The organism is Micromonospora sp. Llam0 (assembly GCF_003751085.1).
Lineage (GTDB): Bacteria > Actinomycetota > Actinomycetes > Mycobacteriales > Micromonosporaceae > Micromonospora_E.
In genome coordinates, this window is the sequence record NZ_RJJY01000001.1 from 1,835,216 (window position 1) to 1,854,417 (window position 19,202).

The window sequence follows — 19,202 nt, forward strand, 5'->3', positions numbered from 1 at the left end:
CACCGGTACGCGGGCGTGGACACCCGCGGGAGGGATTCACCATGCACACCTGTCGGCCCCTGCCATGACGCCGTACCCGTTCACCGCCGTCGTCGGCCTGCCCGACCTGCGGCAGGCCCTGCTGCTCGGCGCGGTGCACCCCGGCATCGGTGGAGTGCTCATCCGGGGTGAGAAGGGCACCGCGAAGTCGACGATCGTCCGCGCGCTCGCCGGGCTGCTACCGGAGGTCGACCGGGTGCTCGGCTGCCGGTTCGGCTGCGACCCCGCGGCCCCGGACCCGGCCTGCCCGGACGGACCGCACACCGCGCCGGTGACCGCACGCGGCGGCCCGGCCGCCCTGGTCGAGTTGCCGGTCGGCGCCACTGAGGACCGGGTGGTCGGCACCCTGGACATCCAGCGGGTGCTCAGCGCCGGTGTGAAGGCGTACGAGCCGGGGCTGCTCGCCGCCGCGCACCGGGGCCTGCTCTACGTCGACGAGGTCAACCTGTTGCCGGACCATCTGGTTGATCTGCTGCTGGACGCGGCGGCGATGGGCCGGGCCCACGTCGAACGCGACGGGGTGTCGGTCAGCCACGCCGCCCGGTTCCTGCTGGTCGGCACGATGAACCCGGAGGAGGGCGAGCCGCGTCCACAGTTGCTGGACCGCTTCGGGTTGATGGTGTCGGTGGCCGCGCCGACCGAGGTGGCCGACCGGGCCGAGGTGGTGCGCCGGCGGCTCGCGTACGAGACCGACCCGGTGGCGTTCGCGGACCGCTGGCGGTCCGCCGACAACCAGCTCGCGCTGCGGGTACGCGACGCGCGGGCCGCCCTGCCTGCGGTCACGCTGCCCGATGCTGAGATCGACCGGATCGCCCGGATCTGCCTGGCGTACCAGGTGGACGGTATGCGGGCCGACATCGTGATGGCCCGCGCCGCCGTCGCGTTGGCCGCCTGGCGGGGCAAACTGGCAGTCACCGCCGCCGAGGTCGCCGACGCAGCCCGGCTGGCGCTGCCGCACCGGCGGCGCCGTGACCCGCTCGACCCGCCCGGCGCCGACGAGCAGCGGCTCGACGAGGTGCTGCGTGACGAATGCGGCGACGACGACCCCGGTCCTCCTCCGCCGCAGGGTCCGCCGCCACCGGACGGCGGCCCGTCGCAGGGTCCCCCCGACTCGGACGGCGGCCCACCTTCCGAGCCAGCTACGCCGGACGCCGGTGGGCCGGCGGACGGTGCCGAGCAGCCGGACGGCGTACCGCCGGGCGGTCCGGCTCCGGCAGCGGCCGGGCCCGCGTACCGGCCCCGGACACTGCGGCTACCCGGGCTCGGTGCCGGCGCGACGCCCGGCCGACGTTCGGCGGCCCACGCCGACCGGGGCCGGGTGGTCGGTGCCGGATCACCGACCGGACGGCCGTCGACGGTGCATCTACCGGCCACGGTGCGCGCTGCCGCATCCCGGGGCGCCCGCCGGATCACCCCCGCCGACCTGCGCCAGGCCCGCTACGTCGGCCAGGAGGCGAACCTGATCCTGTTCGTGGTCGACGCCTCCGGGTCGATGGCGGCCCGGCAGCGAATGACCGTGGTCAAGACCGCCGTGCTGTCGCTGTTGCGCGACGCCTACCACCGGCGGGACCGGATCGGGATGATCACCTTCCGGGGTGCCGCCGCCGACGTGGTGCTGCCGCCGACCAGCAGCCACGAGGTAGCCGTCGCCAAGCTGGCGCAGCTGCGCACCGGTGGCCGTACCCCGATCGCCGCCGGGCTACGGGCGGCCGCCACCACCGTCGCAGCCGAGCGTCGCCGCGACCCACGCCGCCGGCCGCTGGTCCTGCTGGTCACCGACGGGCGATCGACCAGCGGGCCGGATCCGACAGCCCTTGCGCCGCTGCTCGCCGGCACCGCGATGGTGGTACTCGACTGCGAGTCCGGTCCGGTGCGACTGGGCCTGGCCCGGCGGCTCGCCACCGGCTTCGATGCCGAATGGCTGCCGCTGGAGGCGCTGTCGGCGGTGGTGCCGCACCCGGGCGCCGTCAACCGGGCGACCGCTACGAACCGGGCCGGCGCCGCGCGCCGGGTCGGCCTCGCCGCCGGGAGGGCCGCCTGATGCCACAGGGCAGACCGGAACACGTCCCCGACGACGGGCTGACCACCCGGGCCCGGCGCCGTCAGCCGGTGCTTGCCGTCCACACCGGCCCGGGCAAGGGCAAGTCGACCGCGGCCTTCGGGATGGCGTTACGGGCCTGGTCGGCCGGCTGGCCGGTGGTCGTCTACCAGTTCGTCAAGTCCCCGAAGTGGAAGGTTGGTGAGGAGGCGGCCCTGCGTACCCTCGGCGAGTCCGGCCGGGGTGCCCCGGTCACCTGGCACAAGATGGGGGAGGGCTGGTCCTGGATCCAGCGCCCGGGCACCGAGCGTGATCACGCCGCCGAAGCCGCCGAGGGCTGGGCGCAGATCCGCCGGGATCTGGCCGTCGAGGCGTACCGGTTCTACGTGCTGGACGAATTCACCTACCCGATCAAGTGGGGCTGGATCGACGTCGCGGAGGTGGTGTCGGTGCTGCGGGACCGGCCGGGCAGCCAGCACGTGGTAGTCACCGGCCGGGACGCCGCCCCAGAGCTGATCGACCTCGCCGACCTGGTGACCGAGATGACCAAGGTCAAGCACCCGATGGACGCCGGACGCAAGGGCCAGCAGGGCATCGAGTGGTAGCCGTACCTCGGGTGGTGATCGCCGCACCCGGCTCCGGGCACGGCAAGACCACCGTGGCCACCGGCCTGCTCGCCGCCTACGCGGCCCAGGGCGTCCGGGTCGCCGGCTTCAAGGTCGGCCCGGACTACATCGACCCCGGCTACCACACGCTCGCCGCCGGCCGGCCCGGCCGCAACCTGGACCCGGTGCTGGTCGGTGAGGAGTGCCTCGCGCCACTGTTCGCCCACGGCGCCGCTGGGGCCGACCTCGCGGTCATCGAGGGCGTGATGGGGCTCTACGACGGCCGGGTCGGCGGCGCCGACGTCGGCTCCACCGCCCAGGTCGCGGCGCTGCTGGCCGCCCCGGTGCTGTTGGTCGTCGACGCGGCCGGGCAGAGCCGGTCGATCGCCGCACTGGTGCACGGGTTCCGGTCGTTCGGTCAGGTCCACATCGCCGGGGTGATCCTCAACCGGGTCGGCTCCGACCGGCACGAGCAGGTGCTGCGGGACGCCTGTGAGGAGGTCGGCGCCCCGGTACTCGGGGTGCTGCGTCGGCATCCGTCGGTCGACACCCCGTCGCGGCATCTGGGTCTGGTGCCGGCGGTGGAACGCGCCGTCGAGGCGCGTACGGCGGTCGGGGCGCTGGCGGAGCTCGTCGCTGCGTCGGTGGATCTCGCCGCGGTGGCGGCGGTGGCGGGTGCCGCGCCCCCGCTGGCGGTCGAACCCTGGTCGCCGGCGGCTGCCGTACGGCAGGCGGACGCCGGTCCCGGCGAGGACGTGCCGGGAGAGGCGAGCGGAGATCGGCCGGTGGTCGCCGTCGCCGGTGGACCGGCGTTCAGCTTCGGCTATCCGGAGACCGTCGAGCTGCTGACGGCCGCCGGTGCCGAGGTACGTACCGTCGATCCGGTCCGCGACGAGCGGCTGCCCGCGGCGACCGCGGCGTTGGTCGTCGGCGGCGGCTTTCCCGAGGTGTACGCCGCCGAGCTGGCCGCGAACGCCGGGTTGCGGCGGCAGGTGGCGGCGTTGTCGGCGGCCGGTGCGCCGATCCTCGCCGAGTGTGCTGGCCTGCTGTGGCTGTGCCGCACCCTCGACGAGGCGCCGATGTGCGGGGTACTGCCGGCGGACGCGCGGATGACGTCCCGGTTGACGCTCGGCTACCGCGACGCGGTGGCGCTGTCCGACAGCGTGCTGACGCCGGAGGGGGCCCGGCTGACCGGCCACGAGTTCCACCGTACCGAGGTGACGCCGCGGGCCGGCGCGGCACCGGCCTGGGGGTGGCGCGGCGCGGCGCCGGAGGGTTTCGTCGCCGGTGGCGTGCACGCGTCGTACCTGCACCTGCACTGGGCGGCCCGACCGCAGATCGCGACCCGGCTGGTCACCGCCGCGCGGCGGGCGGTGTCAGTCCCGCGGCAAGCTGGCGGTGAACATGGCGATCAGCCGTTCGTAGCTCTCCGTCACGTCCTCGGGCAGGCCGAAGCCGCCGTCGATTTCCAGGCAGACGAAGCCGTGCATCATCGCCCGTAGGCAGCGGGTGGCGTGCACCGCCGCCGACCGCTGCAGTCCGTAGCCGCGCAGCACGGCCAGGAACACCTCCAGCAGCCTGGTTCCTTCGGCGGCGTTGACCGGGTCGCGGATCGGGTCGGCGGGCATCGCCGCCCACCGGGCGGGATGCCGACGGACGTAGTCCCGGCCGGCGTGCATCAGGGCGGCGACGGCCGCGTCCCGGCTGAGGCCGAGGGTGTGACGGGTGAGTTCGTCGGCGAACTCACCGATGAGCCGGGCACCGATGAGCGCCCGCAGTTCGGTGAGGCCGCCGGTGACGTGCTTGTAGAGCGACGGTGTGGCGACCCCGACCCGGCCGGCCACCGCGTTGAGTGACAGCGCGTCGAGTCCCTGCTCGTCGATGAGGGCGATCGCGGCGTCGACCAGGCCGCCCCGGGTGAGCCCTGCTCTAGGCACGTCGGCTGCCGGAACGCGTCGGCTGGCTACACGTCATAACGCATAAGCTAATGTTGTTAGCTTAGCTCGTCAAGTTGACCTGCGGCGTCAAGTTGGCCTGAGCGTCCGGCCGGGCTCGGGCCGTCCGCCGTCGTGGCTGCGGCAGTATGGAGCGCATGTGCCGAAGCATCAAGACGCTCCGTGAGCCGTACACCGCCGATGTGACCGACGCCGACATCGAGGCCGCCGCGCTGCAGTATGTCCGGAAGATCTCCGGTTTCCGGCAACCAGCCGCCCACAACGCGGAGGCGTTCGACGCCGCCGTGGCGACCGTCGCCGCCGCCAGCCGCGAACTGCTGGATCGTCTGGTGGTCCGCGCCCCGGCGGCCCGGTAGGCTGCGGCCGCGCCGTGACCAGTCGCGGCCATCGGTGCCGACCCACCGATGGCCCGGTTGCAGAGGGATCTGACTCTCCGTAAATTCTGTGAAGATCCTTAATAGAAACTTGAGGTTCCGGACAGATCCGTCGACCATCCGTCCACGTATGGCCCGGTAGCTGCGTTTCGGGCAGCGGCTACCGAGAGGAGCGGTGCATGTACGGGTGGGATATCAGGAGCGGGCGGGCGCGCAAGGTCTTCGTCGGGGTGGCGGCGGCAGCCCTGCTCGGCGGCGGACTGGCGGTCGGCACCGGGCTCGGCAACGCCGGGGAGAACTGCGACGGCCTGGACACCGCGCTACGTAACAACCTGACCTTCATCGCCGAGCAGCGGGCCAACCCGGACGCCCTGTCCAACGACCGGATCGCCAACCGGCAGGCCGTGGTCGACCTGATCGAGCAGCGGCGGGCCGCCGCCGGCTGCACGGCCGACGTCGGCGTCGGCGCGCCGGTCGCGACGCCCGCGCCGGAGCAGCCCGACGGTACGGGCGACGCCGCCGCACCGGACACCGGGGCACCCGGCGAGGTCGTCTGCGCGGGATCGACGGTCACCCTGTTCAACGAGGACGCCGCCCCGGCCGCCTCCAGCGGCACCTTTCCCATCGGCACCGTACTCAAGGTGACCAACCTGGACAACGACCGGAGCATCACCGTCACGGTGACCAGCCCGTCGGGCAGCTGCGTCCTGCTCAACGACGCCGCTTTCGAACAGGTCCGGGAGCCGGGCAAGTTCGTCATCCGGCGGGTCGTGGTCGAGCGGATCCGCTGACCCGTACCGCGTCGCGTCGTCGGTCCTGGCCGGCGGCGCGACGCCGGATCACCCACTCGGCCACCACCACGTTGATCAGCCAACCGGCGGCCATGGTGCCGGTCCGGCCCGACGCCGTCACCGGGCCGACCACGGCCAGCCAGGCCAACTGGGTGAAGAACTGGGTGCCCGCACCCATCCCGATCGCGTAACCCCGGATCATCCAGGCCCGGTGCGCGGCGAAGTCGCGGCGCCGGACCGCGAGGAAGCCGACCCCGACGCACGCCGCCATCGCGACACTCACCACCACCCGGATGGCGATCAGCAGCTCGCTGTCGACCGCCGCCGGCGGCAGGAACAGGGTCAACCACAGGCCGGTCCCGGCGGTGAGCAACCCGCAGAGCACCAGGACCCGCCCGGCGGCCCGGTGCCAGGCCCGGTGGCGACGCCGCAGGCCCGGCGCGAACTGGAACGCGCCGACGAGGCTGAAAACGGTGACGGCGACGATGTGCGTCACCAGCGCCACCGGGGCAGCGGTGACCCGGTCGCCGTCGGGCACGATGGGCGGCCCGCCGGCCAGTTCGGCCAGCCGCAGGCTGCCGGCGACCACCGGCACCACGCTGAGCAGCACCAGCCCGGTGGGGATCAACCAGTTGGCGGCGGGAGAGCGGTCGGCGACGGTGCGGGCGACGGACTGTGGCGTCGGCCGTGGACTCGGTACGGGTGTGGACATGGGTCGATCGTCGCGGCGTCGCGGCCGGCGCTCATCGCCGCGCGGGCCGGCGTCGTCCCGGCCATTGGACGGGGTCGCTCGTCGTACTTGTGGCCGGTACGCCGACGCGGCCCGCTGCGTACGATCACGGTGTGCGTGCGCTGCTGCGGTCGGTGTGGGCCGAGCCCCGCGTCGCCGACCCGCCGACACGGGTCTGGCGGGACTGGCTGCTGCTCGGCGCGGTCTGGGCCGCGGCGACCCTCGAAGGGCTGCTCCGCACCGACCTGGTGTCGCCCGCGTACTCGCTGATCGTCGCCCTGGTGCTGGCGCCGACCCTGTTGTGGCGGCGGACCAGGCCGCTGCTGATGGTCGCGGTCGCGTTTCCGGTCACCGCCGGGGCCGCGCTGCTGGCCGGCCACGAACCGGAGTTGATCACCGGTGTCTACCTGCTGATCCTGCCGTACGCGCTGTACCGCTGGGGTTCCGGCCGGCAGATCGTGGCCGGTACGGCGATCATCCTGGCCAAGATGGGCCTGTCGGCGGCGGTGGGTCACCTCGACCTCGCCGACCTGGTCGGCGGGACGGTGGTGGTGTCCGCTGCGATGGCCGTCGCCACCGCGCTGCGGTACCGGGCGACGCTGTGGGCCCGCGAACTCGACCAGGCCAGGTCGGCCGAACGCGAACGACTCGCCCGCGACCTGCACGACACGGTGGCCCACCACGTGTCGGCGATGGCGATTCGCGCCCAGGCGGGCATCGCGGTGGCACCGACCCGACCGGCGGCGGCCCTCGACGCGCTGGCGGTGATCGAGGCAGAGGCGACCGGCGCCCTGGCCGAGATGCGGCTGATGGTGCGGGGCCTGCGCCACGGCGAACCAGCCGGACGGCTGGGCCCGGCGGACCTCACCCCGAACCCCGGTATCGGCGACGTCGCCCGGCTCGCCAGCCGGTCGCAGCCCGGACCGGTCGTTGACGTCGCCCTGCACGGCGACCTCGACGACATCCCGTCGACCGTCGCGACCGCGGTCTACCGGCTGGCCCAGGAGTCGGTGACCAACGCCCGGCGGCACGCCCGGCACGCCACCCGGATCGAGGTCCGCGTCGATGTCGACGTCGACGCGGTGCGGCTGCGGGTCAGTGACGACGGCGACACCAGCGCGGCGCGGCCCGCCGCTCCCGGCGGCGGGTTCGGCATCGTCGGTATGACCGAGCGGGCGGCCCTGCTCGGCGGTACCTGCGACGCCGGACCGGACCGTGACCGGGGCTGGACCGTCGCCGTGGCCCTGCCCCGCCAGGCCCCGGCCGGTCGGGCCGGGACGTGACCATCCGGGTGGTCGTCGCCGACGATCAGGAGATCGTCCGGACCGGGCTGACGATGATCCTCGACGCCCAGCCGGGCATCGAGGTCGTCGGCGAGGCGGTCGACGGCCGCCGGGCGGTCGACCTCGCCCACCGGTTGCGTCCCGACGTGTGCCTGTTCGACATCCGAATGCCGGATGTGGACGGTATCGAGGCCACCCGTCGCCTCGCCGGTCCCGGCGTCGCCGACCCGCTCGCCGTCGTCGTCATCACCACCTTCGACCTCGACGAGTACGTCTACGCGGCGCTGCGTGCGGGTGCCCGGGGCTTTCTGCTCAAGGACGCCGGCACGGCGCTGCTCACCCAGGCCGTCCGGGCCGCCGCCGCCGGTGACGCGCTGATCGCGCCGGCCGTCACCACCCGGCTGCTCAGCGCCTTCGCCGCCGCCGGTCCGGTGGCACCGGCCCGCCAGCCGCTCGACCCGTTGACCGACCGCGAGGAGCAGGTGCTCATCGCCGTCGCCCGTGGCCACACCAACACCGAGATCGCCGGCGAGCTGTACATCAGCCTCAGCACGGTCAAGAGCCACCTCGCAGCCCTGATGACCAAGCTCGGCGTCCGCAACCGGGTCGAGCTCGCGATCTGGGCGTACGAGACCGGCCGGGTCCGCGCCGGCCTCGACCGGCCGACGTGACGTGCGACGCGCGGACCTGTCACTGCGGATCCGACCGCTGCGAGAACAGGTCCGCTCCGGTCAGCCGACCCGGGTCAGGCGTACCGCGTCGGCGATGATGTGGCCGCCGGCCGGCGCCCACCGGCTCACCCCGACCACCGGCCGCCGCCGGATGCCACACCTCGACCCGGTGGCTGCCGGCCGCCGGCAGCGTCACGGTGAACCAGGCCGGGTCGCTGACCGGCTGCGGACTGGTGAAACGGTAGTCGGCGCCGTAGCGTCCGGCGGACCAGCTCGACGTGCCCCAGGCGGCGCTGGCGGTGAATCCGCCCGGCGTGCGGTTGTCGACGATCACGCTGAACGCGTCGCCGCCGGCGGCCAGCACCCGCGCCGGCCCGGCCGGGCTCTCCCGGTGCTGGCGGTCCAGGGCGGTGACCAGATAGGTGTACGCCGATCCGGTCGCCGCTGTCGCGTCGGTGAAGGAGCCACCGACGCCGGTGGACCGTACCGTCGCCAGCAGGTGGCGGGCGTCGTCGAAGACGGTCGGGTCGGCCACGTCGGTGCCGGGGCAGCGGTAGAGCGCGTACGACGTCGGGGTGGTGCCGGTGGCGGCGAGCCAGTCCAGCCGCACGCCGGTCGGGGTGCGGGTCGCGGCGGTGATCGCCGGTGGCGCCGGGGTGACGCCCGGTGCGGGCAGGCCGCCGCGACCGGCCGCGACCGGCGGCAGCGCGGGCCGGGCGTAGTGTTCGGCGACCAGCCGGCTGACCGCGCCGAGCCGGTCGGCTCGCACGTCCTTGCCGCTGAACTGCAGGTCGCCGCGCACCTGAGGGTAGCTGTGGTGCAGCGTCAGGTGCCGGCTCAGCTCGGCCGGGTCCTGCCCGGTGCCGCCGACCCGGTACGTCGGCTGGCCGACGATCAACTCCACGCTGGTGCCCGACACCGTCGCGGACCACCAGCGGACCAGTTCGGCGTAGTCGGCGTCCGGGTGGCCGATGTGCCAGTACAGCTGCGGCGTGATGTAGTCGATCCACTGTTCGCGCACCCAGCGGCGGCTGTCGGCGTGGATCGCGTCGTAGGACTGCAACCCGCTGGTACGGGAGCCGAGCGGGTCGGTGGCGGCGTTGCGCCAGATGCCGAACGGGCTGATCCCGAAGCGCACCCACGGCTTGACCGCCCGCAGCCGGTCGCTCATCTGCGCGACGAGCAGGTCGACGTTGTGCCGCCGCCACGCGGCGAGGCTGTCGAAACCGGCGCCGTACGCGGCGAAGCTGGCCTGGTCGGCGAAGCTCTCCCCGGCGACCGGGTACGGGTAGAAGTAGTCGTCCCAGTGCAGGGCGTCGAGGTCGTAGTGGGCGATCGCGTCGAGCATCGCGTCCTGGACGAAGGACCGCACCGCCGGTCGGCCCGGGTCGTAGTAGAGCCGGCCGGCGTATGCGATGACCCATTCCGGGTGGCGACGGGCCGGATGATCGGCGACCAGCCGCGCCGGGTCGGCGTGGCTGGCGACCCGGTACGGGTTGCACCAGGCGTGTAATTCCAGGTCGCGGGCGTGCGCCTCGGTGACCAGGTAGCCGAGCGGGTCGTAGCCGGGGTGGCCGCCCTGCCGCCCGGTGAGCACCGCCGACCACGGCTCGTACGGCGACGGCCAGAGCGCGTCGGCGCTCGGGCGCACCTGCACGACGACGGCGTTGCACCGCAGCCGCCGGGCCAGGTCCAGCCAGCCACGCAGCTCCGCCTGCTGGGCGTCCGGGGTCAGTCCGGGCCGGCTCGGCCAGTCCAGGTTGGCGACCGTGGCCAGCCAGAAGCCCCGGAACTGCCGCTTCGGCTTGGCCGGATCAGCCCGGTTCGACAGCGAACCCATACCCACCATCGTGGCGGGAGCGCCCGATGGGGCAAGCGGTGATCCGACAGCGGGCCGGCGTTGCCCCGATCGAAACCTGACGTGCCGGCCCGTCGGTGCCCGGGCGGTCAGGACCGGGCACGGGTAGCGACGCTGAGCAGCCAGGAGATCAGGCCGGCGAACGCACCGACCAGAGTTCCGGTGAACAGGCTGCTGAGTGCGGCAGCTGTCCGCAGCACCACCGATTCCGCCGCTGGTGACAGCCGCCCGGCCAGGTTGCCGCCGAGTGCCGGCAGGTCGTCGGCCCAGGCGATGTGCCACAACAACTGGTGGGTGAGGGCCAGCAGGATCCCGTACACCACGCCGACGACGAGCAGGGTCAGGAACGGATTCGGCACCCGGGCGGTGACCGCGACGAGGATCCACACGGCTACGGGAAGCACCACCAGTACCAGGTTGACGAAGGTCCGCTCGTGTACGAGGCCGAGATCGTGCAGCACCGCGCGGGGTACCGCGAGCAGGGCGAGGCCGACGATCGCGGCGGCCGGTAGTCCGAGTCCGGACGTGCGGGTCGATGTCATGGCTCGACGCTAGGGCCGCCGACCGGCACCCGGCGTCGGCCGCGACGCCCGGCGTCGGCACGTCGAGCGCCGGTCGCGGCTACGTCCGGTCGGACCTGGCGGCTACGTCCGGGGGTGCCGTTCGGATACGTCAGCAGGCGTACGCGCCGGCCCGGCACGCTGGCTAGCATCGGGGCGGTGAGCAGTCCCGCCGTCCGGCAGCGGTTCCGTCCCTGGCTGGTCGACGCCGCGTTCGGTCTCGGCGTCACGCTGGTGTTGGCGGTGGTGATCACCGCCAACCGGGGTGGCTCGCGTGACCCTGACCTGGTCGCCTACCTCTGGGCGGTCGGCCTCGGCGCGCTGATGCTGGCCCGCCGCCGTTACCCGCGGGCGGTCCTGTTCGTCACCGCATTCGGTCTGTTCGCCTACTACGCCGCCGGCTACCCGGCCGTCGGGGTGGCGGTGCCGGTCGCCGCGGCGCTCTACGCCGCAGCCGAGGCGGGCCGGCTGGGTTCGGCGGTGCTGACCGCCGCACTGGTGGTGGCTGTGTCGCTGACGTTCCGGCTCGTCGACGGTCAGGACCCGACGTACGTCGTCGGATACGAGCTCGTCTCGCATCTCGGCCTGATCGTCACCGCAGTCGCGCTCGGCGACAGTGTGCGCAGCCGGCGAGTGGAGAAGTTTCGACAACGTGAGCTGGCGGCGCTGACCGCCGCCGAGTACGCCCGACAGGCCCGGTACCGCGTCCAGACGGAGCGGCTGACCATCGCCCGGGACCTGCATGACTCGGTCGGTCACGCGGTCTCGGTGATCTCGCTGCACGCCGACGTCGCCACCGAAGCGCTCGGTCACGACGAGCCGGCGGCGGCGACCGCGCTCGCGCGGATCAGGAGCACGGCCGCGCACACCCTGCGTGACCTGCGTTCGACCGTCGCGGTACTGCGGGCCACCGATGGTACGGCCCATGACCTGATCAGCGTCCGGGACCTCGACCGGGTGTTGGAGCCGGCCCATCTCGCGGGGATGGACGTGACGGTGCTGGTCGACCCCGCTGCGGCCACGCTGCCGGCACCGGTGGACGCCGCCGCGTACCGCATCGTGCAGGAGGCGGTGACCAACGCGGTCCGACACTCCGGCGGCGCCCGTGTCGATGTCCAGTTGCGCGTCGCCGGAGCGGACCTGCTGCTCACGGTCTCCGACGACGGTCCGGGCCGGTCGATGACGCCGACGCCGACCGACCTGCCCGAGGACCTGTCCGCCGGCCCGGCGGTCGGGCACGGCATCGCCGGTATGGCGGAGCGGGCGCGTGCCCTCGGCGGAATCCTCACCGTCGACCGGTCACCCGACGGCTGCGCCGTCCGGGCGCGAATCCCGATCGGAGCCAGCCGATGATCCGGGTCGTTCTCGTTGACGACCAGGAACTGGTACGGGCCGGCCTGCGGGCGTTGCTGGAGCACGACCGGGACATCGAGGTGGTCGGGGAAGCGGGCAGCGGACACGCCGCGGCCAGGCTGGTCCGGGCCACGCTGCCGGACGTGGTCCTGATGGATCTGCGGATGCCGGGCGGCGACGGAATTGACGCGACCCGTCGGATCACGGCAGATCCGCTGCTGTCACGGGCCCGGGTCCTGGTGTTGACCACCTTTGATGACGACGCCGACATCGTCGCCGCGATCCGGGCCGGCGCGGCCGGCTACCTGCTCAAGGACGTGCCCTCGGGGGAGTTGCGCGACGCCGTGCGGGCCGTCGCCGCTGGCGGCAATCTGCTCGCTCCGTCGGTCACCCGCCAGGTGATGCACCGGATCGCGGCGGGACCCGAGCCGCCCGCCCGTGACGCCCGGCTGGATCTGCTGACCGACCGGGAGCTGGTGGTGCTGGCCCGGGTCGGGCTCGGTGAGAGCAACGCCGAGATAGGCCGCGCGCTGTTCATCAGCCCGGCGACCGCCCGTACCCATGTCGGGCGGCTGCTCGCCAAGCTCGACCTGCGCGACCGCACCCAGTTGGCGGTGTTCGCCCACCGTAGCGGCGTCGTGCCACCGCCGGCAGCGGACTGACCCGCTGCTCAGGCCGGCCGGGTCGACGGCGCGTCGCCCCGGGTGGCCAGCCACCAGCCGGCGGTCGCGACCACGGCGACCAGCGCGGCGAAGCCGAACGGGGCGGCCAACCCGACCCCGGTGGCCAGCGCGCCGCCGAGCAGTGCGCCACCGCCGACGGCACCGTAGATCAGCGTCTTGGACGCCGCCGTCACCCGCCCCAGCAGTCCGTCCGGTGCGGTGCGCTGCCGCAGTGCCGCCGCGCAGATCTTCAGCACCGCGAACGCGCCGGAGGACACCACGGTCACCACCACCGCCACCCAAATCCCCGGTCAGCGACAGGGCCAGTAGCGGGAAGGCGGCGACCCGGTCCCGTCGCCGATGTTGGTCAGGGTGGCGGCGCTCCAGAAGCGCCAGAACGGCCGACCGAGCGGTTGCGACATGCGTACATGATGCATTGACCGGTCAGAGCCGTTGCCACAGCGCCGGTACGTTCGGCGGTTCCCAACCGGTAAGCGCGGTGTGCGCCTGTCGGCACCGGTAGCCGACGCCGGCGTAGCTGACGACGGCACCGACCTGGTAGGTGGTGCCGGCGGCCCAGGTGCCGCCGGGCTGGCTGGGCGGTGCGGTGGTCGGCGGTGCGGTGGTCGGCGGTGCGGTGGTCGGTGGTGCGGTGGTCGGTGGCGGTGGGGTGGGTGACGGGGGTGGTGGGGTCGGCGACGGGCCGGGACCCCCACCGATCTGGACGTCCACACAGGAGTAGAAGGCCATCGCGGTGTCGGCGACGTTCCAGATCGCCAGCACCTTCTGCCGGCCGGTGCGGCCACCGAGACTCACGTGGTGCGAGACGGTGGCGTCGGGCTGCCGGCCGCCGTCGTCGAACACCGCGATCCGCGTGTCGCCGACGTAGTACTCCCAGGTGCTGGTGGCGTGTCGGGCGGTCAGCGTCCAGGTGAAGGTGACCGACCCGCCGACCGCTGTGGCCGGCCAGTTGACGCCGTCGTCGTTGAGGATGGCGAACCGGCTCACCCCGCCGTGGCAGTTGCGCTGCCCCTTGGGGCCTTCGACGCTCTGTGGCTCCCATACGATCGGGCCGCAGCCGGCGACCCGCCCCTGCGCGCACATCGCCTGTCGGCTGGGTGGGTAGGAGATGTAGCCGTGTGCGCTGGCCGGGGTGGCGACCAGCAGGGTGCCGAGAATGGTGCCGGTGGCGAGCAGGGGCAGGAGGATCCGTCGTCGCATGGGGCGCTCCGCACGTCGGGGGTGGCGGTCGGGCGGCCGGCCGTGCCGACGAAGTTAGCGTAAAGAGACTTAACAGTAAAGAATGTGAACGAAAAATTTCGATACGCCGATGAACATCGGCCGGCGGGGGTGACCTGTCAGCCGACCGTGCGACCGTGCCGGTCGCGGGCCTTGATGCGGGTGATCGGCATCTCCGGCGCCGGCAGCGGGGCATCCACGCAACCCGTCACCGTGCCGAACCGCCGGCCGGCCGCCCAGTCGTCACGGGCGGCCACCAGCTCCTCGTGGCTGCGGGCGACGAAATTCCACCACATCACGAGCGGCTCCTCGAACGGCTCACCGCCGAGCAGGAACAGCCGGGCGGCGCCGTCGGCGCCGGTCACCGTCGGCGCCGACCGACCCTTGCCCAGGTAGAGCAGTCCGCCCGGGGCCAGTTCCACCCCGTCGACCCGTGCCATGCCGGACATCGCCAGCAGGGCGTACTCGAAATCGTCGCGCAACGTCAGCGCGACGGGCGCGTCGGGGTCGATGTCGATCTGTGCTCCGACGATCGGGCTGGCCATCTCGGCCGGGGACCGGACACCGGCGTACTCGCCGACCACGACGGTGATCCGCGCGTCGTCGGCGGTGACCTGCGGCAGCGCGGCATGGTGGTCGAACCGGGGTTCGCCGTGCCGGGCGGCCTCGGGCAACGCCACCCACAGTTGCAGCCCGTGCATGACCGGCGGATGCGCGGGCGGCGACTGCTCCGAGTGGGCGATGCCGTGCCCGGCGGTCATCAGGTTGAGCTGCCCCGGCACGATCGGCTGCACGCTGCCCAGGCTGTCCCGGTGCAGGATCTCCCCGTCGACGAGCCAGGTCACCGTCTGCATCCCGGTGTGCGGGTGCGGCGGGATCTGCATGCCGGGCCGCCCGGCAACGTCGTCGGGCCCGAAGTGGTCGACGAAGCACCAGGCACCGACCATCCGCCGGGGCCGCTGCGGCAGCAGCCGGCGGACCGTCGTGTAGCGGCCCAACGGCACGTCGTGACCGGGCAGCAGCACACTCTCCGGCTGCGCGCCGACGACCACGGTCCCGTCGTACCGGATGCTCTCCGACGCCGTCGCACTCATGCCCCGACCCTACGCGCGGCGCCGCTGGCGCGCCCGGTCGACCGCGCCGCACCGGCCAGGCGACCCGGCCCGCTCACTGGCCCCGCTCACCCGCCCCGGTCACCGCGCCCGCTCAACCGGCGCGGTCCTCCAGGTCGCCTTCGGTGCGAAGGAACACCTCCCGCAGCCCGTCGAGCACCGCCGGGTCGGGGTACTCCCACAGTTTGCGGTCGGCGGCCTCCAGTAGCCGCTCGGTGATGCCGTGCAGCGCCCACGGGTTCGACTCGGTCAGGAACCGTTGGTTGACCTCGTCGAGCACGTACGTCTCGGCCAGTTTGTCGTACATCCAGTCGGCGACCACCCCGGCGGTGGCGTCGTAGCCGAACAGGTAGTCGACGGTGGCGGCCAGCTCGAACGCCCCTTTGTAGCCGTGCCGGCGCATCGCCGCCAACCAGCGCGGATTCACCACCCGGGCTCGGAAGATCCGCGCTGTCTCCTCGTGCAGCGCCCGGGTGCGCACCGCCTCCGGACGGGTGCTGTCGCCGACGTAGGCCGCCGGGGCCGACCCGGTCAACGCCCGGACGGTGGCGATCATCCCGCCGTGGTACTGGAAGTAGTCGTCGGAGTCGGCGATGTCGTGTTCGCGGGTGTCGATGTTCTTCGCCGCGACCGCGATCCGCCGGTACGCCGACTCCATCTGGTCGCGCGCCGGCGCGCCGTCGAGATCGCGGCCGTAGGCGTAACCACCCCACACCGCGTACACCTCGGCCAGGTCGGCGTCGTCGCGCCAGTTGCGACTGTCGATCAGCTGTAGCAGCCCGGCGCCGTAGCTGCCCGGCTTGGAGCCGAAGATCCGCATGGTGGCCCGCCGGGTGTCGCCGTGTTCGGTCAGGTCGGCGCGGGCGTGCGCGGCGACGAAGTTCACCTCGTCGGGCTCGTCGAGGGCCGCGACCAGCCGGACCGCGTCGTCCAACATGGCCACCACGTGCGGGAACGCGTCGCGGAAGAAGCCCGAGATCCGTACCGTCACGTCGATGCGGGGTCGGCCCAGCTCCGCCGCCGGGATCACCGTGACGCCGGTCACCCGCCGTGACGCCTCGTCCCACGCCGGCCGTACGCCGAGCAGCGCGAGCACCTCGGCGATGTCGTCGCCGGAGGTCCGCATCGCCGAGGTGCCCCACACCGACAGCCCCACCGAGCGGGGCCAGTCGCCGGTGTCGGCCCGGTAGCGGGCCAGCAGCGACTCGGCCATCGCCTGCCCGGTCTCCCAGGCCAGCCGGCTCGGCACCGCCTTCGGATCCACCGAGTAGAAGTTGCGCCCGGTCGGCAGCACATTGATCAGCCCGCGCAGCGGTGACCCGCTCGGCCCGGCCGGCACGTACCCGCCGGCCAGCGCGTGCGTGACGTGGGCCAGCTCGTCGGTGGTGCGGGCCAGCCGGGGCAGCACCTCGGTCGCCGCGAAGCGCAGGATCCGAGCGACCAGCGCGGCCCGCCCGTCGTCACCGCCGAGCACGCGCGTGGTGACCTCGGCGGCGGCGTCCGGCCGCCAGCTGTGCTCCTCCATCGCGGCCACCAGCTCCCGGGCGACCGCCTCGGCCGCGTCGGTGCCATCGCGGTCGGTGCCGGACTCGTCCAGGCCCAGCGCCTCCCGCAGGCCCGGCAGCGCCGCGACCTGCCCGGCCCACATCTGGCGGGCCCGCAGCATCGCCAGCACCAGGTCGACCCGGGCCGTGCCGACCGGTGCCGAGCCGAGCACGTGCAGCCCGTCGCGGATCTGCACGTCCTTGACCTCGCAGAGCCAGCCGTCGACGTGCAGCAGGAAGTCGTCGAACTCGGCGTCGTGCGGCCGGTCGTCCAGACCGAGGTCGTGGTCGAGCCGGGCCGCCTGGATCAGCGTCCAGATCTGCGCCCGGATCGCCGGCAGCTTCGCCGGGTCCAGGGCGGCGATGTTCGCGTGCTCGTCGAGCAGCTGCTCCAGCCGGGCGATGTCGCCGTAACTGTCCGCCCGGGCCATCGGCGGCACCAGGTGGTCGATCAGGGTGGCGTGCGCCCGGCGTTTGGCCTGGGTGCCCTCACCGGGGTCGTTGACCAGGAACGGGTAGATCAACGGCAGGTCGCCGAGGGCGGCGTCCGGCCCGCAGGCGGCGCTGAGCCCGACCGTCTTGCCCGGCAACCACTCCAGGTTGCCGTGCTTGCCGACGTGCACCACGGCGTGCGCGCCGAAGCCGTGCTCCAGCCACCGGTACGCGGCCAGGTAGTGGTGGCTCGGCGGCAGGTCCGGGTCGTGGTAGATGGCCACCGGGTTGGCCCCGAAGCCGCGTGGCGGCTGCACCAGCAGCACGATGTTGCCGGCGCGCAGTGCGGCGAGCACGATCTCGCCGTCCGGATTCCGGGACCGGTCCACGTACAGCTCGCCCGGTGGCGGACCCCAGTGCCGTTCGACCTGGTCACGCAGCTCGGCCGGGAACTCGGCGTACCAGCGGCGGTAGTCGGCGGCCGGGATCCGCACCGGGTTGCCGGCCAGCTGATCCTCGGTCAGCCAGTCCGGGTCCTGCCCGCCGGCGGCGATCAGCGCGTGCATCAACGCGTCGCCGTCGCCGTCAGCCAGCCCGGGGACCGCGTCGGGGCCGTCCGACGGCCCGACGTCGTAGCCGGCGTCGCGCAACGTCGACAGCAGAGCCAGCACACTGGCGGGGGTGTCGAGCCCGACCGCGTTGCCGATCCGGGCGTGCTTCGTCGGGTACGCCGACAGCAGCACCGCGATCCGTTTGTCGCCCGCCGCGACGTGCCGCAGCGCGGCGTGACGCACCGCGATGCCGGCCACCCGGGCGGCCCGCTGCGGGTCGGCGACGTAGACCGACAGCCCGTCGGCGTCGATCTCCTTGAACGAGAACGGCACGGTGATCAGCCGGCCGTCGAACTCCGGGATCGCCACCTGGGTCGCCGCGTCCAACGGGGACAGCCCGTCGTCGGTGGCCGCCCAGGTCTGCCGGGAGCTGGTCAGGCAGAGTCCCTGCAGGATCGGCACGTCCAGCTCGGCGAGGGCGCCGACGTCCCAGGCGTCGTCGTCGCCCCCGGCGCCGGCGGTCGCCGGTCGGGTCCCGCCGGCGGCCAGCACCGTCACCACCAGGGCGTCGGCCTGCCGCAGGGTGGCCAGCAGCCGCTGGTCGGGGGAGCGCAGCGAGGCGCAGTAGACCGGCAGTGCCCGGCCGCCGGCGGCGTCGACCGCGTCGCACAGCGCGTGCACGAAACCGGTGTTGCCGGCCAGGTGGTGGGCCCGGTAGTAGAGCACCGCCACGGTCGGCCGGCCCGGTCCGTCCGGCGTCGTCGCGCGCTCCAGCACGCCCCACTCCGGGGCCGGCCGTGGCGCGGCGAAGCCGTGCCCGGTGAGCAGCACCGTGTCGGACAGGAATCGGTGCAGTTCGGCCAGGTTCGGAGGGCCGCCGTGGGCCAGGTAGGCGTGCGCCTCGGCGGCCACTCCGGCCGGTACGGTGGAGAGCTCCATCAGGGCGGCGTCCGGGGCCTGCTCACCGCTGAGCACCACCACCGGACGGGGCCCGGCCAGCAGCGCGTCCAGCCCGTCCGGCCAGGCTCGGCGGCCGCCGAGCAGCCGGACCACCACCAGGTCGACGCCGGACAGCAGCTGCGGAAGGTCGTCGACCGACAGCCGGGCCGGGTTTGCCAGGCGCCAGGCGGCACCGCTGGCCCGCCCACTCAGCAGATCAGTATCTGAAGTGGACAAAAGTAGCATCATCGGACGCCCGGTCCTCCCTCGGGGTCCGCGCCCCGGGTCGTCGGTCGCGGCGACCGGAGTCTCCTGGCTCCCGGATCAACGCTCGCCCCGGCCTTCCGGCACCCGACTAAGGGGACCGTGGCCGTCGGTGGGGTCTGCTCCCCGGTGACAGTGGCGGGACCGCACCGGATTCACACCGGACTTCCTCCGCTTGTCGCCGCGTCTGGCTACCGAACAC

At 73.5% G+C, this 19,202-nt stretch carries 16 protein-coding genes, 1 pseudogene and 1 riboswitch; of the genes and pseudogenes, 9 read left to right on the forward strand and 8 right to left on the reverse strand.

Annotation, left to right across the window (positions count from 1 at the left end; translation table 11 throughout):
* Positions 1–64 precede the first annotated feature (64 nt).
* Genes EDC02_RS08275 through EDC02_RS41435 form a run of 3 tightly spaced genes read left to right on the forward strand, consistent with a single transcriptional unit; the run spans position 65 to position 4,184 of the window.
* Positions 65–2,080, forward strand: a complete 2,016-nt coding sequence (locus EDC02_RS08275; RefSeq protein ID WP_123601430.1) for a VWA domain-containing protein — start codon at positions 65–67, stop codon at positions 2,078–2,080.
* Complete coding sequence (gene cobO / locus EDC02_RS08280; RefSeq protein ID WP_123601431.1) at positions 2,080–2,682, forward strand: cob(I)yrinic acid a,c-diamide adenosyltransferase; 603 nt, start codon at positions 2,080–2,082, stop codon at positions 2,680–2,682. The genes EDC02_RS08275 and cobO overlap by 1 nt, the downstream gene beginning before the upstream one ends.
* Positions 2,676–4,184, forward strand: a complete 1,509-nt coding sequence (locus tag EDC02_RS41435; RefSeq protein ID WP_233605802.1) for a cobyrinate a,c-diamide synthase — start codon at positions 2,676–2,678, stop codon at positions 4,182–4,184. Before cobO ends, EDC02_RS41435 begins: the two co-directional genes overlap by 7 nt.
* Here the strand turns inward: EDC02_RS41435 and EDC02_RS08290 are convergent.
* A pseudogene (locus tag EDC02_RS08290) lies at positions 4,143–4,619 on the reverse strand (TetR/AcrR family transcriptional regulator); the annotation flags it as partial. The gene EDC02_RS41435 and the pseudogene EDC02_RS08290 overlap by 42 nt on opposite strands.
* Positions 4,620–4,774: 155 nt before the next feature.
* On the opposite strand from EDC02_RS08290, the gene EDC02_RS08295 reads away from it, so the two are divergent.
* Complete coding sequence (locus EDC02_RS08295) at positions 4,775–4,993, forward strand: DUF2277 domain-containing protein (protein WP_123601432.1); 219 nt, start codon at positions 4,775–4,777, stop codon at positions 4,991–4,993.
* Between the two features lie 197 nt (positions 4,994–5,190).
* On the forward strand, positions 5,191–5,802 hold the full coding sequence (locus EDC02_RS08300) for a hypothetical protein (RefSeq protein WP_123601433.1): 612 nt from the start codon (positions 5,191–5,193) through the stop codon (positions 5,800–5,802).
* On the opposite strand, the gene EDC02_RS08305 is transcribed toward EDC02_RS08300, so the two are convergent.
* Complete coding sequence (locus EDC02_RS08305; protein ID WP_123601434.1) at positions 5,768–6,514, reverse strand: DUF2306 domain-containing protein; 747 nt, start codon at positions 6,512–6,514, stop codon at positions 5,768–5,770. The genes EDC02_RS08300 and EDC02_RS08305 overlap by 35 nt on opposite strands.
* A gap of 131 nt (positions 6,515–6,645) precedes the next feature.
* Between EDC02_RS08305 and EDC02_RS08310 the strand changes: the two genes are divergently transcribed.
* The gene (locus EDC02_RS08310; RefSeq protein ID WP_123604619.1) at positions 6,646–7,815 is read left to right on the forward strand and encodes a sensor histidine kinase; all 1,170 of its coding nucleotides are present in this window, start codon (positions 6,646–6,648) and stop codon (positions 7,813–7,815) included.
* A complete protein-coding gene (locus EDC02_RS08315; protein WP_123601435.1) occupies positions 7,812–8,486 on the forward strand; it encodes a response regulator transcription factor in 675 nt (224 codons plus the stop codon). The genes EDC02_RS08310 and EDC02_RS08315 overlap by 4 nt, the downstream gene beginning before the upstream one ends.
* 19 nt (positions 8,487–8,505) lie before the next feature.
* Here EDC02_RS08315 and EDC02_RS08320 read toward each other — a convergent pair whose 3' ends face one another.
* Together EDC02_RS08320 and EDC02_RS08325 are read right to left on the reverse strand one after the other, a co-directional pair.
* Complete coding sequence (locus EDC02_RS08320) at positions 8,506–10,326, reverse strand: family 10 glycosylhydrolase (RefSeq protein WP_233605803.1); 1,821 nt, start codon at positions 10,324–10,326, stop codon at positions 8,506–8,508.
* A 107-nt stretch (positions 10,327–10,433) separates the two neighbouring features.
* A complete protein-coding gene (locus EDC02_RS08325; protein ID WP_123601436.1) occupies positions 10,434–10,886 on the reverse strand; it encodes a hypothetical protein in 453 nt (150 codons plus the stop codon).
* Positions 10,887–11,063: 177 nt separating this feature from the next.
* Between EDC02_RS08325 and EDC02_RS08330 the strand changes: the two genes are divergently transcribed.
* Together EDC02_RS08330 and EDC02_RS08335 are read left to right on the forward strand one after the other, a co-directional pair.
* A complete protein-coding gene (locus tag EDC02_RS08330) occupies positions 11,064–12,257 on the forward strand; it encodes a sensor histidine kinase (RefSeq protein ID WP_123601437.1) in 1,194 nt (397 codons plus the stop codon).
* The gene (locus tag EDC02_RS08335) at positions 12,254–12,919 is read left to right on the forward strand and encodes a response regulator transcription factor (protein WP_123601438.1); all 666 of its coding nucleotides are present in this window, start codon (positions 12,254–12,256) and stop codon (positions 12,917–12,919) included. The genes EDC02_RS08330 and EDC02_RS08335 overlap by 4 nt, the downstream gene beginning before the upstream one ends.
* Before the next feature lie 8 nt (positions 12,920–12,927).
* Here the strand turns inward: EDC02_RS08335 and EDC02_RS08340 are convergent, their stop codons facing one another.
* The 4 genes from EDC02_RS08340 to cobN form a co-directional block, all read right to left on the reverse strand.
* Positions 12,928–13,218, reverse strand: a complete 291-nt coding sequence (locus tag EDC02_RS08340) for a hypothetical protein (protein ID WP_123601439.1) — start codon at positions 13,216–13,218, stop codon at positions 12,928–12,930.
* Between the two features lie 145 nt (positions 13,219–13,363).
* On the reverse strand, positions 13,364–14,140 hold the full coding sequence (locus EDC02_RS08345; RefSeq protein WP_123601440.1) for a lytic polysaccharide monooxygenase: 777 nt from the start codon (positions 14,138–14,140) through the stop codon (positions 13,364–13,366).
* A 137-nt stretch (positions 14,141–14,277) separates the two neighbouring features.
* Complete coding sequence (locus EDC02_RS08350) at positions 14,278–15,252, reverse strand: pirin family protein (protein WP_123601441.1); 975 nt, start codon at positions 15,250–15,252, stop codon at positions 14,278–14,280.
* A gap of 112 nt (positions 15,253–15,364) precedes the next feature.
* Complete coding sequence (gene cobN, locus EDC02_RS08355; RefSeq protein WP_123601442.1) at positions 15,365–18,985, reverse strand: cobaltochelatase subunit CobN; 3,621 nt, start codon at positions 18,983–18,985, stop codon at positions 15,365–15,367.
* Positions 18,986–19,041: 56 nt separating this feature from the next.
* A riboswitch (cobalamin riboswitch) is annotated at positions 19,042–19,172 on the reverse strand.
* Positions 19,173–19,202: the final 30 nt, after the last annotated feature.

Coding starts and splice junctions, on each gene's coding strand:
- EDC02_RS08275 (WP_123601430.1), top strand. CDS start 65: ATGACGCCGTACCCGTTCACCGCCGTCGTCGGCCTGCCCGACCTGCGG.
- cobO (WP_123601431.1), top strand. CDS start 2,080: ATGCCACAGGGCAGACCGGAACACGTCCCCGACGACGGGCTGACCACC.
- EDC02_RS08295 (WP_123601432.1), top strand. CDS start 4,775: ATGTGCCGAAGCATCAAGACGCTCCGTGAGCCGTACACCGCCGATGTG.
- EDC02_RS08300 (WP_123601433.1), top strand. CDS start 5,191: ATGTACGGGTGGGATATCAGGAGCGGGCGGGCGCGCAAGGTCTTCGTC.
- EDC02_RS08305 (WP_123601434.1), bottom strand. CDS start 6,514: ATGTCCACACCCGTACCGAGTCCACGGCCGACGCCACAGTCCGTCGCC.
- EDC02_RS08320 (WP_233605803.1), bottom strand. CDS start 10,326: ATGGGTTCGCTGTCGAACCGGGCTGATCCGGCCAAGCCGAAGCGGCAG.
- EDC02_RS08325 (WP_123601436.1), bottom strand. CDS start 10,886: ATGACATCGACCCGCACGTCCGGACTCGGACTACCGGCCGCCGCGATC.
- EDC02_RS08335 (WP_123601438.1), top strand. CDS start 12,254: ATGATCCGGGTCGTTCTCGTTGACGACCAGGAACTGGTACGGGCCGGC.
- EDC02_RS08345 (WP_123601440.1), bottom strand. CDS start 14,140: ATGCGACGACGGATCCTCCTGCCCCTGCTCGCCACCGGCACCATTCTC.
- EDC02_RS08350 (WP_123601441.1), bottom strand. CDS start 15,252: ATGAGTGCGACGGCGTCGGAGAGCATCCGGTACGACGGGACCGTGGTC.
- cobN (WP_123601442.1), bottom strand. CDS start 18,985: ATGATGCTACTTTTGTCCACTTCAGATACTGATCTGCTGAGTGGGCGG.